This window comes from Nocardiopsis sp. NPDC057823, from assembly GCF_042797335.1.
GTDB classification, from domain to species: Bacteria; Actinomycetota; Actinomycetes; order Streptosporangiales; family Streptosporangiaceae; genus Nocardiopsis; species Nocardiopsis changdeensis.
In genome coordinates this window covers 461,637-476,282 of record NZ_JBHVLR010000002.1, presented here as the reverse complement: position 1 = coordinate 476,282, position 14,646 = coordinate 461,637, and the positions used below count along the sequence as shown (strand labels likewise).

Sequence of the window (14,646 nt, the reverse complement as noted above, 5' to 3'; positions counted from 1 at the left end):
CGGGCGCCTCCGGGGCCCGGGCCCTGGCACGGGAGGAGACCCACGCCCCTCGGTGCCGGCGACGGCCCGGCCTTCACACCTCCGCCTGCCGGGCGCGGCGGGCGCGGAGCTTGTGCCGGTTCCCGCAGCGCTCCATCGCGCACCAGCGGCGCGCGCCGGGGCGGGAGGAGTCCACGAACACCAGCGGGCAGTTGTCGCCCGCGCACTCGCGGATGCGGTGGGCGAGCGGCCCGGACAGCAGGTCGATCATCTCCCGGGCCATGCTCGACAGCGCCTGGCCCGCCCGCACCGGCCGGGCCCAGCCCACAGTGGTGCCGTCGGCGGCGAGTTCGGGGGTCAGCGGCGCCTGCGCGGCCGCCGCGTTGATCGCGGCCACCGCGGCGGCGTCGGGTGCGCGGTCCGCCGCCCGGTCGTGCGCAGCAATCCAGATCGCCTGGCGCAGGGTCTTGGCGGCGGCCAGCTCCTCGTCCGTGACGGGCTGCGTCACCACCACGCCCAGCGCCGGATGGGCCAGCCATTCGGCCAGGTCGGAAGGGTCGTGCAGGGTCTCGAAAACCGCGTAGCGGCCCTCGCCGCCCGTGTGGGCGAAGTCCAGGCACAGGGCGCCGGCATCGAAGCGGAACGACCCGCCCTTGGGGTCGTGCAGGACGCGTCCGGTTGTGCTCGCTCGCATGAAACCAGTATAACTGGTGTCACTTGGACACCGGTTATAGCGGTGTCCCGATCGGAAGGGGCGACACATGCCCGTACGTCACATCAACCCCGAGGGCCTCCACCGCAGCCCCGCGTTCAGCCAGGCCGTGGTCGTCGAGCAGCCCGCGAAGACCATCTACATCGGCGGACAGAACGGCGTCGACGCCGACGGCAAGGTCGTCGGCCCCACCGTCGGGGAGCAGGCCCACCAGGTGTTCCGCAACCTCGCCGCCATCCTCGAGAGCGAGGGGGCGGGCCTGGGGAACATCGTGCACTGGACCATCGCCGTGGTCCAGGGCCACTCCTTCGACGAAGGGGTGGCCGCGTTCCAGCAGGTGTGGAACCAGGCCGACCCGCCGCCGGCCATCACGGTCCACGTGGTGGCCGGCCTGAACCCCGGGTGCCTCGTCGAGATCGACGCCGTCGCCGTCGTGTGACACCGGCGCCCCGCCCTTGACCGCGCCCGGCGTCCCCTCCGGCGTTCCCCTCCACCGACGAAGAACCAGGAAAATGACGAACAACGTCGAGGGGCCGCCCGCCGGGCGCGTCCCCGCGCACCAGCCCGGCGCCGTATGGCCGGTCATCGCGCTGGTCTGCCTGGCGCAGTTCATGATGGTCCTCGACGCGGCGATCGTGAACGTCGCCCTGCCGGCCATGGAATCCGACCTCGGCCTGGGCACCGCGGGGTTGCAGTGGGCGGTCAACGCCTACCTCCTCACCTTCGCCGGGTTCCTCCTGGTCGGCGGCCGGATGGCGGACCTCTGGGGACGCAGGCGCACCTTCATCGCCGGACTGGTCGTGTTCACGATCGCGAGCCTGGTCGGCGGGTTCGCCACCACGCCGGGAACGCTGATCGCCGCGCGCGCCGCCCAGGGGCTCGGCGCCGCCGCGGTCTCCCCGGCCACGCTGACGATCCTGACCACCGCGATCCCCGCCGGTCCGGCGCGGGCCCGGGCCATCGCCACCTGGGGAGCGGTCGGCGCCATCGGCGGAACCGCGGGGTCACTCGCGGGCGGGCTGCTCACCGACTACCTGTCGTGGCGCTGGACCCTGCTGATCAACGTGCCGATCGGGGCGGTCGCGATCCTCGCCGCGTTGTGGCTGCTCACCGAGAGGCGGGCTCCGGGGGCCCGCGGCCTCGACCTGGCCGGCGCGGTCGCGGTGACGCTGGGACTGTCGGCACTGGAACTCGGGCTGCTCCAGACCCCCCAGCACGGCTGGGGATCGGCCCGCGCCCTGGTCCCGCTGGTGCTGGGCATGGCGGCCCTGGCCGTGTTCGTGCTGGTGCAGGCCCGGTTCGCGCGGGCCCCGCTGCTGCCGCTGCGGATCCTGCGGTCGCGCTCCGTCTCCGGCGCGCTCCTGGTGCAGTTCTTCCTGGGGGCCGCGGGTTTCGCGGTCTGGTACTTCCTCTCGCTCCACATGCAGCAGGTACTGGGCTACAGCGCGCTACAGGCCGGCCTGGCGTTCCTGCCCCACACCGTGGCCGTCATCATCGCTTCCAAGGCCACACCGCGGCTGGTCGAGAGGTTCGGCCTGCGTCCGCTGCTGGTCGCCGGGGCGCTGATCTCGGCGGCCGGTTTCGCCTGGCAGGCGACGATCACGCCGGACAGCGGCCTGCTCGCTGGCATCGTGCTGCCCGGCGTGCTCATCACCGGAGGTCTGGGGCTCACCTCGGCGCCGATCGCCATGGCCGCCACGGCCGGGGCCCGCCGCGGCGAGGAGGGAGCGGTCTCCGGCGTCCTCAACTCCTCCCGCCAGGTCGGCGGATCGCTCGGGCTGGCGGCGCTGACCACCCTCGCCGCCTCCCAGGCGGGCGCGCCCGCCTCGGGATACGCGCCGGCGTTCGCGGCCTGCGCCGGCCTGGTGGCGGCCGGTGCGCTGTCCGTGCTCGCGCTGCCCGGACCGTCGGCGGGAGGAGGCGAGCGGGCCGAACCCGCCCGGTGACCGATAGAGTGTGCGGGAGGCCTCCGTCCGGATCGATCCGGGTGGAGGTTTTTTCGTATGAGCGAACTGAGCATTCGACCGGTGGGCCCCGGGGACCGTTCCGCCCTGGAACGGCTGTGGCCCCTCTTCCAGCACGACCTGTCCGAATTCACCGGTGCGCTGCCCGACGCGCGGGGCCGCTTCCGCCGGGAGCGGCTGGACCTGGCGCTGGACGACCCCGGCTGGTGCGCCTACCTGTTCCGGCTGGGAGAGGTCCCCGCCGGGTTCGCCCTGGTGCGGGCGCTCGACGAGGAGGAGCGGGTGCTGTCCTCGTTCTTCCTGCTCCGGCCGGTGCGCGGGCGCGGGCACGGACTCGCCGCGGCGGCCCGGGTGCTGCGGGCGCACCCCGGCCGGTGGGCGGTGTACTACCAGGAGGCGAACCGAGCGGCCGCCGCGTTCTGGCCGCGGGTGGCCGCCGAGGTGGGCGCCCCCGGGTGGGAGGCCGACGAGCGGCCGGTCCCCGGCCGCCCCGACCTTCCACCGGACCGCGTCGTCCGCCTCCGGGTCGGCGGATGACCCCGGCCCGCGGCCCGTCCCCGCGCGGGGTTCACGGCCATCCCCTGACGAAGACCCTGAGCGAATGTAGGACCATCCCCGCATGCGCGGGGCTCGCTCCCGCGGGACCGCGCCGCGGCGGTCGCCGACGCGAGCCGCACGCGCTGTTCGCCGCAGAGTGCGCCGGTTGCTCCAGCGGGCCCGGCGGCACGGAACCGGTGCGGCTGATCGGACACGACCCGGTCGTCGGCGACGTCGCACGGCTCGCCGTCCCCGCGGTCAAGCCCGGAGGCGTGTCGGCACGGGCTGCCGCCGAAGCGGACCGGAAGCACCGCCGGGACCCCCCGGGCCCGGCCTGGTCGGGGAGACCGGCCGGGTCCGGACCGTCGCTCGGACGCCGCACCGGGCCGGGCGTCACCGAGCGGTTCGGAGCAGATCGCCCAAGCCCATGCGCAGCACGAAGTTCTCCCGCGTATTGTCGACATGCCGCATGACGTGGTCGACACCGGCGTCCGCGACGTCGACCACGCTGCGGAACGGCTTCTGCCCGAACGGGAGGCCGAGGATGCGCGTGATCTCGTCGGCCACCCGGTCCGGAGTGGCCACGACACCGGGCGGGAAGACCCGCCTGGTCGCCTCCTCGTTGGCGGCCACGAGCTCGTCGAGCTCCGCGTAGGCCGCGGCCACCGCGGTGTCACCGGCGCGCGTCGCGTTCGAGAAGTGGGACGTGCCCTCCACGATCGCGCCCGGCATCACGATGCTCGTCTCGATGCCGAACCGGCCCGCCTCGTAGGACGTGACCACGGCCAGGGAGTCGAACGCGGCCTTGGAGGCGACGTACGGGCCCAGGAACGGCGGGGTCGTGACGGGGATCGTGCTGCCGACGTACAGGAGCGTGCCCGAGCGCTGCTCCCGCAGGTGCGGCAGCACCGCCCGGTTGACACGGTGGGCGCCGACCGCGTTGACGTCGAGCAGATGGGCCAGGTCCTCGGGCGTGAACGCCTCGACGTAGCCCACCACCAGGTGCCCGGCGTTGTGCACGACGGCATCGATGCCGCCCATCTGCTCGACCACGGCCGCGACCGCGCTGTCGGCGGACTCCTGGAATTGAACGTCGAGCTCGACGACCCGCAGGTCGAGACGCTCCTCGCCGGCGAGTTCGCTCAGCGCCGCGGCGTTGCCTGCGTTGCGTCCGGCGACGTCTCGCATGCCGGCGTAGACGGTGTGCCCGGCGCGTGCCAGGGACCGAGCCGTGAGGTTGCCGATACCGGTCGAGGCACCGGTGATCAGGATGACGGGCATGGGACTCCTTCTCCTGCGCGCTCGCCTCGGTGCCGGCGGCCGGGCGTCATCGCGCGAGGCCGTTCTGCATCGCGAAGACCTCGCCGTAGGTGCCGTCGGCCTCGGCGAAGCGCTGCCGCTCGACCCGCTTGACAAGGATCTGGTCGGCGTCAGGCCGAGTGGCGAGCAGGCTCATGACCTCGTCGGCGAACTCGTCGAGCGGCATGGCCCGCTCGTTGTTCTCGCTGCCCGGCCAGAGCGAGGTCCGGGTCAGCGGGGGCACGACCTCGATCACCTGGACGGTGGTGTCGCGCAGCTGCGCGCGCAGGCTCTCCGTGTAGGAGTGGATCGCCGCCTTGGTGGCCCCGTAGGTCGGCGTGGCCGCCAGCGGGACATAGGCCAGGCCGGAGGTCACGGTGAGGATCGCCGCGTCGGGCCGCCCCGTCAGGAACGGGGCGAAGCGGTGCACGAGCCGGATCGGGCCGAGCACATTCGTGGCGATCGTCCGCTCCGCGATCTCGAGCGACCCCGGGTCGAGCACCGGCTCGGCGATCATGATCCCCGCCATCGCCACGACGACGTCGAGCTCGGGGTGCTTGCCGGTCACGGTCTCGTAGAGCGCCTGGATCGACTCGGGGTCGGTGATGTCGAGCTGCTCGACCTCGATCCCCGGGTGCTCCTCGGCGATCCGGTCGAGCCGGTCCCGCCGCCGTCCGGCGACGATGACCTTGTTGCCGGCCGCGTGCAGACGCGTCGCGAGAGCGAGGCCGATGCCGGACGTGCCGCCGGCCATGAGGATGGTGTTGCCGCTGATGTTCATGCTGATCTCTTCATTTCCGGGTTCTGCCGCGGTGTCGCGGTCATGGCCGAGGTGGTCGGGGCCGGCGCGGTCAGGGCCGGGCATCGAGCTCCAGCCGCAGGATCCGGTCATCGCCCGGGCGCGGCTCCGTGCCGCCCCAGGTCGCGCCGTCGGTGTTGGAGGTGGTGAGCCAGAGCGCGCCGTCCGGTGCCGCCTCGACGGTGCGGAGGCGGCCGAGGTCGCCGGTGTAGTGCGCTATCGGATCCCCGGCCGCGTCGGGACCGTCCACGGGCAGCTGCCACAGGCGCTGCCCGCCCAGGGCGCCCATCCAGAGCGAGCCCTGCGCGTAGGCGATGCCGGACGGCGAGGCGTCGTCCGGATGGAGGGCGAAGATCGGCTGCTCGCCCGTGTCTCCGGCCACGCCCTCCGTCTCCGGCCAGCCGTAGTCGAGGCCGGGACGGAGCACGTTGACCTCGTCCCAGGTGCGGTGGCCGAGCTCGGAGGCGTACATCGTCCCGTCCGGCCCGATGGTGATGCCCTGGACGTTGCGGTGGCCGCTGGAGTAGATCGGCGAGTCGCCGGGGTTGTCCTCCGGGATCGAACCGTCGAGCGCGATCCGCAGGATCTTGCCGTTCAACGAGTCGTCGTCGGCTGCGTTCTCCGGGAGGAACGCGTCTCCCGTACCGATCCAGAGGTTGCCGTCGGGCCCGATCCGCAGGCGTCCGCCGTGGTGCCGGTCGGCGGTCCGGATGCCGTCGAGCAGCACCCGGGTGACGTCGAGCGAACCGAAGTCCTCGGCGATCTCGAGCGCGACGACCCGGTTGGCCGGCGAGCCGGAGGCGTAGGCGAACACCGTGCGGTCGGTGGCGAAGTCCGGCGAGGCGGCCAGGCCGAGCAGCCCGCCCTCCGAGCTCGTCTCGACGTCCGGGACCACGCCGACCACGTCCGGTGTGCCGCCTTCGGCCGGGATGCGCAGCACCCGGGCCGACAACCGCTCGGACACCAGCGCGGACCCGTCGGGCAGGAAGGTCAGCTCCCACGGGGCCTCCAAGCCCGTGGCGAGCTCTGTCAGCTCCCCCGGCGCCGAGGCCGCCGTTCCCCCGTCCTCCGGTGTGCGGACGTCGTTCCCGACCCCGGACGGCCCGTCCACGGAGTCGGGCCCGCCGCACCCTGCGGTCACGAGTACCGCTGCCGCCGCGGCCACCAGGACCGTGGGTGTCCTGCCGAACATCTGCACTCCCCGCCTCACACCCGCTGCTATCGACGATAACACTAGACTCGCTATCGCTGATATGCAAGCCTTGATAACACAAATGCGTTATCATTGATAAATGAGCGAGTCCACGAGCAGCCGGTCACGGATCCTGGACGCCGCGGCCCGTCTGCTGGAGGAGCGCGGACGCGAAGGCGTGACGACTCGCGCCGTCAGCCGGGCCGCCGGTGTTCAGGCACCGACCATCTACCGGCGGTTCACCGACATGAACGGCCTGCTCGAGGCGGTCGCCGTGCAGGGCTTCGAGACCTACCTCGCCCGCAAGCACGCCCTCGACCTCACCGATGACCCGGTCCAGGACCTGCGCGACGGCTGGGACCTGCACGTCGAGTTCGGGCTCACCCACCCGGCCCACTACCTGCTGATGTACGGACCGCGCACCCCGGGCGAACTGTCCGCGGCGGCACACCGCTCGGACGAGCGGTTGCGGATGCTCGTCGAGCGGGTCGCCGCGGCCGGCCGCCTGACGGTCACCGTGGAGACCGCGGCGACGATGATCCACTCCGCCGGGAGCGGCCTCACTCTCGACCTCATCCGCACAGCCGCCCACCAGCGCGACCCCGGGCTGCCCCGCCGGCTGCGCGAGGCCGTCCTCAGCGCCGTGACGGGTGACGCCCCGCCGCAGGCCCCCGGCTACACGCGGCACGCGACCGCCCTCAAGGCCGCACTGGGTCACACGGACGGGCTCCTGACCGCTGGTGAGCAGACCCTGCTCGGAGAGCTCCTCGACCGGATCGGCGACTCCGGCTCCTCCCCGGCCCGGTGACCAGGTGGCCGTGGCCGGAACCAGGGCCCGGCGCACGCCACCGGGTCCCACGGTCCGTGTGGACACCCCCGCGACAAGGCGCGGGCCCGAGTCCGGTCACCGCAGCGGTACCAGGGCGTCGGGCGGCGACGCGATGCCCCTGCCGATGATCCCCATGATCGTCGGCTTCCCCGCGATGAACGTGGTCATCGCGGCCGTCTCCACGATCGTGCCGACGCGCGACCACCGCCCGGTCGCGCGGGAGCAGGCGCGAGCCGAGCGACTCGCGACCAGCGGGCACCGCGTCGAGGGACGTGCGGCCTCGTGGGCGGCGGGGCCGGGGGCGGCGACGTGCCACCGGGGTGCGTCTGCGCGTGCGCTTCCCGGTCGACGACGAGCCGCACGAGACCGACCCGGAGATCGGCGTCGACCGCGGGCCCGGGCAGGTTCGCGCCCGGTTCCGTCCTCCGCCCACCGGTCGACCCCGACGACCTGGATCAGGCGGCGGTGGGCCTCCGAGCGAGGCCCGCTCGGCCGCCGCGGTAGGTGTCGGCCGGTGCCCCGGCCGCCCGACCGGGAAACGGCCCCTCACCGTCGGATGCCGCCGACGGACGCCGAGGAGGGCCGCCTACGGCGTCGCCCGCGTTCCGGTCGCGGGCGACGCCGGGGTCAGGATTCGCGCGCCCTCAGGGCGAGGATGCTCCGTGCCGTCGCGAGAACGGCCTCTTCCGGCGGGCGCGGTTTCCAGCCCAGCACGCGCTGCGCCTTGGCGCTCGTCGTGTCGCGCGGGGTGCCGAGCATCGACAGGCTCAGCCGGACGTTGTCGTCGAACACGGCGATGATGCGCACCACCCAGTCCGGGATGGTCCTGGTGGGCACCTTGCCCGCCGCTTCACCGAGCCCGTCCCGGATCTCCCGCGCCATCTGAGGCAGGGTCATCAGCCCGGCCGTCGCGATGAAACGCTCACCTGCGGCGGCGGAGTGCGTCATCGCGCGCACGTGGAGATCGGCGACATCGCGAGCGTCCACGATTCCGACGGTCGCCCGGGGAAGAGCCGGAGTGCCCCCGTCGAGCAGGAGCGCGATCGCGCCCACCGAGGTGCCGTAGTCGCCGCCGAGGACCGGTCCGAGGATGCCGACCGGGTTGACGACGGCCAGCTCCAGGCCCTCGCGTCCGGCGAAGTCCCACGCCGCGCGCTCGGCGAGCGTCTTGGACCTGGCGTACGCGGTCACGCCGGGACCGTCCAGGTCGGTCCACATCGTCTCGTCGTAGGGAGTGGTCGTCGGCGGGTGCCCGTAGTCGATGGCCGCCAACGACGAGGTGAGCACGACCCGCCTGGCGCCGGCACGTCGTGCGGCGCGCAGGACGCGCAGGGCGCCGTCGCGTGCGGGCACGATCAGGTCGTCCTCGCGTGCCGGTGGCACAGCCGGGAACGGGGAAGCGACATGCAGGACGTATTCGCAGCCTGCGACAGCGGCATCCCACCCCGTGTCCGCGGTGAGATCCGCCTGCACGATCTCCACATCGGCCGCATCCGCGCCGCCGCCCGCGGCCGACATGGAGCGGACGCGGTCCGCGCCGCGCTCGGAGCGCACGGTGGTCCGGACGGTGAAGCCGTCCTCCTGCAGGCGCAGGATGCAGTGCGCCGCGAGGAACCCGCTGCCTCCCGTCACGAGCACTCGGCGGTTCGTCATGGCCGACTCCTTCTTTCGTCCGCGTCGCTGCCGGAAGGCCGTTCGCTTATCACGATCGCCGCCCACACCGCGGCGAAGCCCGCGCTGCAGCGGCTCTCGAACTCTTCGGGCTCGCGCGCGACGGCCTCCATGGTGGTGGCGGCCATAGCGCCCACCGTGGCCACCAGGAACTCGAGCGGCTGGTCCGCGAAGGGCCCGCCCGGCCGCGCTTCCGCGAACAGGGAGTCCGCGCCCTGCATGGCCTCGACGCCGTCTTCGCGCGTCCGGCCGGTCAGCTCGTGGGACACGTCGATCAGCATCAGCACACGCTGCTTGTCGGGATCGGCGGCACCCCATCGGATCCACCGCCGCCAAGCCTCCCAGGCACGTCCGCGCAACGGTCCGGGAGGGATCGACGGCTCGACCACCGCCCCGGCGAGGTCACGCTTCAGGTGGAGGTACAGCGCGTTGATCAGCGCGGTCTTGGTCGGGAAGTAGTTGAACAACGAGCCGACCGAGAGTCCCGCCTCTGCTGCGATGGATGCGGTCGATGCCGTCAGTCCGTCGCGCGCGATCACCCGTGTCGCAGCTTTCAGCACCGCAGCCCGGCGCTGGTCGCTCAATGTTCGTGGCATCCGACCCTCCAAAAACGACTGAGTAGTCAGTCGTTTATAGCACGATCGATGCACCGACCGTCAAGCCTGTCGGCAAGGTGTCACCGGCCATGTCCTCTGGCCTCCCGCGCGCACGTCAATATGCCGTGATCGCGGCGCCCGGCCCGGGTCGGCGGACGGCCCGGGCCGCTCGGCCCGGCACAGCCGCGGGCCTGCGGTGCACGTTCTTCGGCGCCCGCCGGTGTCGGCCCCCAGCCCGGGCCGACCGGGAGCGTCTGAGGCACCGCAAGGTCGAATCGACCCTCCCTCGGCCCCGTGACCAGCGCGAGCACTAAAGCCAGGGGGCGGCGGGCGGTAGACCCTGGCCCTCGACCGGGTGGCCTACCGCGACCGCAACACCGTGGAGCGGGCGATCGAGCACCTCCAAGGCGAGCCGACCCCCGGTCCATCCCCGCGTGCGCGGGGGTCACTATTCTTCATTTGTTGATCCTCGGGATGAAAACGGTCCATCCCCGCCTGCGCGGGGGTCACGGCGCCGAGCGCGGCCATGAGGTCGGTCAGGACGGTCCATCCCCGCCTGCGCGGGGGTCACCTGGCGCCGATCTCCAGTCCCTGCACCCCGTACGGTCCATCCCCGCCTGCGCGGGGGTCACGTGACCTCGTCGGGGGTCATCTCCTCGATGGTCGGTCCATCCCCGCCTGCGCGGGGGTCACGAAACCCCGAGTCCTCGTCGGTGACGGACTCCGGTCCATCCCCGCCTGCGCGGGGGTCACGACTCGATCAGGCGGCCCTTGCCGACGTGCCGCGGTCCATCCCCGCCTGCGCGGGGGTCACCGACGCGCTGCTACATCTGCGGGGCCCGGTCGCGGTCCATCCCCGCCTGCGCGGGGGTCACCACGGCGCGGCGACAAGGAGCACGCCCACCGCCGGTCCATCCCCGCCTGCGCGGGGGTCACAGTTTCAGAAGTCCCCACTCCTCGACGTGGTGCGGTCCATCCCCGCCTGCGCGGGGGTCACATGCCTAGGCGTCCCTGCCTGGACTGCGGGCGCGGTCCATCCCCGCCTGCGCGGGGGTCACCACGGCGCGGCGACCGGCGCCCCCGACGACCACGGTCCATCCCCGCCTGCGCGGGGGTCACTTGACGCGGATCATAGATGGCCGCCCGGCGTCCGGTCCATCCCCGCCTGCGCGGGGGTCACGCCCACGGCGGCACAGGCGTTGGCGATCTCGGCGGTCCATCCCCGCCTGCGCGGGGGTCACCGAACGGGCACCCCAGGGGGGTGAAGTCATGTCGGTCCATCCCCGCCTGCGCGGGGGTCACGACAGCCGCTGACGGTCCCGCGCCGAGGGGGCCGGTCCATCCCCGCCTGCGCGGGGGTCACTTCGCCACCCCCGCGCTGACCCTCACCCCGATCGGTCCATCCCCGCCTGCGCGGGGGTCACTGTAGCTCTGCGGGGGCTGGAGGTGACCGTGCGGTCCATCCCCGCCTGCGCGGGGGTCACGCCGACCGGGCCGCGGTGTACGCGTCGTGCGGCGGTCCATCCCCGCCTGCGCGGGGGTCACCCGACCCCGTTGTCACCGAGCCAGTCCGCGAGCGGTCCATCCCCGCCTGCGCGGGGGTCACCCGATCCCGCGCAAGGGGGAGCAGGTCACCCCCGGTCCATCCCCGCCTGCGCGGGGGTCACTCTCGCTGTGGCTCCGGAGGATATGGACGCGACGGTCCATCCCCGCCTGCGCGGGGGTCACTAGCCCCCGTAGAGGCTGTTGGGCCTGTAGACCGGTCCATCCCCGCCTGCGCGGGGGTCACGCCCGGCGCACCCGGCCTCGGACGACCACCAGCGGTCCATCCCCGCCTGCGCGGGGGTCACAGTCCCTTTCGGAGTGGGCCGGGGCTGTTCCCCGGTCCATCCCCGCCTGCGCGGGGGTCACATGGCCAGCAGCAGCACCCTCAACGCGAACGTCGGTCCATCCCCGCCTGCGCGGGGGTCACCGGGGACGAGCTGCACACCAACACCCGGGGCCCGGTCCATCCCCGCCTGCGCGGGGGTCACTCCCCGAAGATGGTGCTGGTCATGGGCGCCTGCGGTCCATCCCCGCCTGCGCGGGGGTCACAGTTAATGACCTGGGACAACGCGGGCCGTTATCTCCACGAGACCTACTGGCGGGTTAAGAAATGACCTGATCCGGCCACGTCCACCAAACGCCTGCGGAAGCTCGCACACCCGCACTAACTTCAATCTCCACACCATGCTCTCATGACCTCTGGAGCACACCCGGATGCCTCCCCCTCCCCCACCCCCTTCCCCCGATCCCTCCGACGACCCCACCTATATCGACCTCGATCTGTGGGCCAAAGAGCGCAACCTCCAAGGCAGCCGCTACCCCTACATCCTCCACGCCCTCGACGCCACCGCCGCAGCCCTGAGCCTCTGGAACGCCTTCCTCTCCCCCGGTGTCAGGCGCGGCATCGCGGGCGGCCTCGGTGTGGACGAGACCCACGCCCGCGCGCTGGTGGCCTTCTGGGCCGGCTGCCACGACATCGGAAAACTCATCCGGGAATTCCAGGAGCAAATCCCCGTCGACCTTTCCTCTTACCCCCGAGAACAACCCCCCGGCGACAGGAGCGGCCATTCCTTCGTCACCCACCAATGGCTCACCTCCGCCCTCCCCCGTTTCGGTTATCCGGGCGAAGACGAATACGTCGCCGACCTGGTGGCCCAACTCCTCGGCGGGCACCACGGCGTCTATCCCGACCCCCTCGACGAATACACGACGCACCGCTTCGCCGAGGGCCCCTGGTCGGAGCAGCGCGAGCGCGCCACCCTGCTGGTCCGCGAGGCCGCCGGCTCTCCCGAGCCCCCCGAACGGTTGAAGGCCGCCATCGCCCCCCTCGTCTGCGGGCTGGTCATCCTCGCCGACTGGCTGGTCAGCCAGGAGCACTTCCTCCCCGCCCAACTGAAGACACCTCCCGCCGACGGCAGCCGTCCCGCGCTCCTCGCCCACTTCCACGCCTCGCTCCCCGCCGTCACCCGCTTGGTCGACGACGCGGGCCTGCGCCCCCTCACCACCTCCCCCGCGTCGTTCGTCGAGTCCTTCCCCTCGATCGACACCCCCAACGGCCTCCAGTCCTCGCTCGCCCGGCACCTCCCCGACCTGTGCTCCGACGGCGGCCTGGTGCTCATCACCGCCCCTCCGGGCGAGGGCAAGACCGAGGCCGCCCTGCACGCCGCCGACCTGTTGGGCGCCGCCACCGGCCACCACGGCCGCTTCCTCGCGCTCCCCACCATGGCCACCGCCGACCAGATGTACGGCCGCCTACGCGAGTACGCCCTGCGCCGGGCCGACGTCCGGGCTCCCCTCGCCCTGCTGCACTCCATGGCCTGGCTCAACCCCGAGTACGCCCCCACCGACGAAGAGCTCTCCGAGCCCGACGGCCTGGCCCCCACCACCTGGCTCATGAAGTCCAAACGCGGCCTGCTCGCGTCCTGGTCGACCGGCACCATCGACCAGGCACTCATGGCCGCCCTCCCCGCACGGCACAACGCGGTGCGCATGCTCGGCCTGTCGGGAAAGGTCGTGATCGTGGACGAGGTCCATGCCGTGGACCCGTACATGCAGATGCTCCTGGAACGCCTCCTGCACTGGCTCGGCGTCTACGGCGTCCCCGTCGTCCTGCTGTCCGCCACCCTGCACCACTCGGTGGCCAACGCCCTGGTCAAGGCGTACGTCTCCGGTTCCAAGGGCAAGGTGAAGCGCTCCGCACCGCCGTTCGTCGAACGGATCGCCTACCCCGGCTGGCTGCACGTCCACCCCGCCACCGGTGAGGTCACCGCCAACCCCGAGCCCTTCACCACCACGGAGCGGCACCCTCTGAAGGCGGACCTGGTCCCCGTCCCCCTCCAGGACGGCCGGCCCGACCGGGAGCAGGCCCTGCGCGAACTCCTGGGCCCCCTGGTCGCCGAGGGCGGCTGCGCGGCCGTCATCTGCACCACCGTCGCCGAGGCCCAGCAGACCCGGGACCTGCTGGCCGAGTGGTTCTCCGGCATGGACCCGGCGCCCGAACTGTTCCTCCTGCACTCGCGCTTCCCCCAGGAACAGCGCACCTCGATCACCGCGGAACTCACCCACCGGCTTGGCAGGAAGGGCGCCGCGGAGAACGTCCGCCCCGAGCGGGCCGTCATCGTGGCCACCCAGGTCATCGAGCAGTCCCTGGACCTGGACCTCGACCTGCTCATCACCGACCTGGCCCCCATCGGCCTGCTGCTGCAGCGCGCGGGCCGCTGCTGGCGGCACGAGCACCTGGGTATCGTCACCCGCCCGACCTGGGCGAACGAGCCCCGAATGGCGGTCCTGGTCCCCCGGGAGGAGCAGAGCAGGGGGCACCTCCCCAAGTCCTGGGACTACATCTACACCGCCTCCCTGCTGATGCGCACCCACTCCCTGCTGGCCCGGCGGGGTGACCGGCCGATCAGGGTTCCCGAGGACGTCCAGCCCCTGGTGGACGACCTGTACGACGACGCCTCCCTCATCGAGGACGTCGACGCCGACATCAAGCGCATCGGGGAGGAGCTGGCCCTGCGCACCCACGGCCGCAACGCGGTGATCCCCACCGCACGGGACCTGCACGCGGACCTGTCCCCGCTCACCAGGTCCGACCTCCCCATCGGCGAGCACTTCCTGGCCACCCGCTTCGGCGCCGACTCGGTGCGGGTCCTGTGCTGCTACCGCGACCCGCACGGCGGCCTGTGGCTGGACGCCGGGCTGACGCGGCGCCTCCCGGAGGTCGGTGCCGACGGCCGCATGGACGGTGACGACCTGCGCGCGGTCATGGCCCGCACCATCCCCATGCGCGCCACACACGACACGGAACCGCCCCTGGCGGAGGCCAACCGGGTCCCGAAGGGGTGGGAGGACGACTACCACCTCCACGACCTGGTGCTCCTCGTCCATCCGGTCGACGCGGACGGCAGGGCCGGTGAGGCCCTCCTCGGCGACAGACGCCTGTTCCTCCATCCCGACAACGGCCTGGAGTACCGCACCTGACCCGCGCCCGGCCACCCGGACGCCTTTCCATTCCGCATTCCGA

At 72.7% G+C, this 14,646-nt stretch carries 11 protein-coding genes and 1 CRISPR repeat array; of the genes, 5 read left to right on the top strand and 6 right to left on the bottom strand.

Annotation, left to right across the window (positions count from 1 at the left end):
• Window positions 1-73 precede the first annotated feature (73 nt).
• On the bottom strand, window positions 74-673 hold the full coding sequence (locus tag ACFVNO_RS06340; protein WP_378889893.1) for a CGNR zinc finger domain-containing protein: 600 nt from the start codon (window positions 671-673) through the stop codon (window positions 74-76).
• A gap of 67 nt (window positions 674-740) precedes the next feature.
• Here ACFVNO_RS06340 and ACFVNO_RS06335 point away from each other — a divergent pair, with 67 nt between their 5' ends.
• From ACFVNO_RS06335 to ACFVNO_RS06325, 3 genes are all read left to right on the top strand, one after another.
• On the top strand, window positions 741-1,130 hold the full coding sequence (locus ACFVNO_RS06335) for a RidA family protein (protein ID WP_355255028.1): 390 nt from the start codon (window positions 741-743) through the stop codon (window positions 1,128-1,130).
• A gap of 73 nt (window positions 1,131-1,203) precedes the next feature.
• Complete coding sequence (locus ACFVNO_RS06330; protein ID WP_378889889.1) at window positions 1,204-2,637, top strand: MFS transporter; 1,434 nt, start codon at window positions 1,204-1,206, stop codon at window positions 2,635-2,637.
• Window positions 2,638-2,694: 57 nt separating this feature from the next.
• On the top strand, window positions 2,695-3,192 hold the full coding sequence (locus ACFVNO_RS06325) for a GNAT family N-acetyltransferase (RefSeq protein WP_355255034.1): 498 nt from the start codon (window positions 2,695-2,697) through the stop codon (window positions 3,190-3,192).
• A gap of 393 nt (window positions 3,193-3,585) precedes the next feature.
• Here ACFVNO_RS06325 and ACFVNO_RS06320 read toward each other — a convergent pair whose 3' ends face one another.
• The 3 genes from ACFVNO_RS06320 to ACFVNO_RS06310 all read right to left on the bottom strand — a co-directional run bounded on the left by ACFVNO_RS06320 (window position 3,586) and on the right by ACFVNO_RS06310 (window position 6,482).
• On the bottom strand, window positions 3,586-4,473 hold the full coding sequence (locus ACFVNO_RS06320; RefSeq protein WP_378889884.1) for an SDR family NAD(P)-dependent oxidoreductase: 888 nt from the start codon (window positions 4,471-4,473) through the stop codon (window positions 3,586-3,588).
• A gap of 46 nt (window positions 4,474-4,519) precedes the next feature.
• On the bottom strand, window positions 4,520-5,272 hold the full coding sequence (locus tag ACFVNO_RS06315) for an SDR family oxidoreductase (RefSeq protein ID WP_378889881.1): 753 nt from the start codon (window positions 5,270-5,272) through the stop codon (window positions 4,520-4,522).
• A gap of 70 nt (window positions 5,273-5,342) precedes the next feature.
• Window positions 5,343-6,482 carry a PQQ-dependent sugar dehydrogenase gene (locus tag ACFVNO_RS06310; RefSeq protein ID WP_378889878.1) on the bottom strand — a complete coding sequence of 380 codons (1,140 nt, stop codon included), beginning with the start codon at window positions 6,480-6,482 and terminating at the stop codon, window positions 5,343-5,345.
• 100 nt (window positions 6,483-6,582) lie between these two features.
• On the opposite strand from ACFVNO_RS06310, the gene ACFVNO_RS06305 reads away from it, so the two are divergent.
• Window positions 6,583-7,290: a TetR/AcrR family transcriptional regulator gene (locus tag ACFVNO_RS06305; protein ID WP_378889875.1), complete on the top strand. Its 708-nt coding sequence runs from the start codon at window positions 6,583-6,585 to the stop codon at window positions 7,288-7,290.
• A gap of 648 nt (window positions 7,291-7,938) precedes the next feature.
• Here ACFVNO_RS06305 and ACFVNO_RS06300 read toward each other — a convergent pair.
• On the bottom strand, window positions 7,939-8,964 hold the full coding sequence (locus tag ACFVNO_RS06300) for an NAD-dependent epimerase/dehydratase family protein (protein ID WP_378889871.1): 1,026 nt from the start codon (window positions 8,962-8,964) through the stop codon (window positions 7,939-7,941).
• Window positions 8,961-9,566: a TetR/AcrR family transcriptional regulator gene (locus tag ACFVNO_RS06295; RefSeq protein WP_378889868.1), complete on the bottom strand. Its 606-nt coding sequence runs from the start codon at window positions 9,564-9,566 to the stop codon at window positions 8,961-8,963. The genes ACFVNO_RS06300 and ACFVNO_RS06295 overlap by 4 nt, the downstream gene beginning before the upstream one ends.
• A gap of 431 nt (window positions 9,567-9,997) precedes the next feature.
• Window positions 9,998-11,672: a CRISPR direct-repeat array (repeat unit 29 nt; unit sequence CGGTCCATCCCCGCCTGCGCGGGGGTCAC).
• Between the two features lie 165 nt (window positions 11,673-11,837).
• Between ACFVNO_RS06295 and cas3 the strand changes: the two genes are divergently transcribed.
• Entirely contained in the window at window positions 11,838-14,603 is a 2,766-nt protein-coding gene (gene cas3, locus ACFVNO_RS06290) for a CRISPR-associated helicase Cas3' (RefSeq protein WP_378889865.1), read from the top strand.
• Window positions 14,604-14,646 lie beyond the last annotated feature (43 nt).

Bases quoted from the DNA above. Each gene is read 5' to 3' on its own strand.
- ACFVNO_RS06340 (WP_378889893.1), bottom strand. From the start codon at position 673: ATGCGAGCGAGCACAACCGGACGCGTCCTGCACGACCCCAAGGGCGGG.
- ACFVNO_RS06335 (WP_355255028.1), top strand. From the start codon at position 741: ATGCCCGTACGTCACATCAACCCCGAGGGCCTCCACCGCAGCCCCGCG.
- ACFVNO_RS06330 (WP_378889889.1), top strand. From the start codon at position 1,204: ATGACGAACAACGTCGAGGGGCCGCCCGCCGGGCGCGTCCCCGCGCAC.
- ACFVNO_RS06325 (WP_355255034.1), top strand. From the start codon at position 2,695: ATGAGCGAACTGAGCATTCGACCGGTGGGCCCCGGGGACCGTTCCGCC.
- ACFVNO_RS06320 (WP_378889884.1), bottom strand. From the start codon at position 4,473: ATGCCCGTCATCCTGATCACCGGTGCCTCGACCGGTATCGGCAACCTC.
- ACFVNO_RS06315 (WP_378889881.1), bottom strand. From the start codon at position 5,272: ATGAACATCAGCGGCAACACCATCCTCATGGCCGGCGGCACGTCCGGC.
- ACFVNO_RS06310 (WP_378889878.1), bottom strand. From the start codon at position 6,482: ATGTTCGGCAGGACACCCACGGTCCTGGTGGCCGCGGCGGCAGCGGTA.
- ACFVNO_RS06305 (WP_378889875.1), top strand. From the start codon at position 6,583: ATGAGCGAGTCCACGAGCAGCCGGTCACGGATCCTGGACGCCGCGGCC.
- ACFVNO_RS06300 (WP_378889871.1), bottom strand. From the start codon at position 8,964: ATGACGAACCGCCGAGTGCTCGTGACGGGAGGCAGCGGGTTCCTCGCG.
- cas3 (WP_378889865.1), top strand. From the start codon at position 11,838: ATGCCTCCCCCTCCCCCACCCCCTTCCCCCGATCCCTCCGACGACCCC.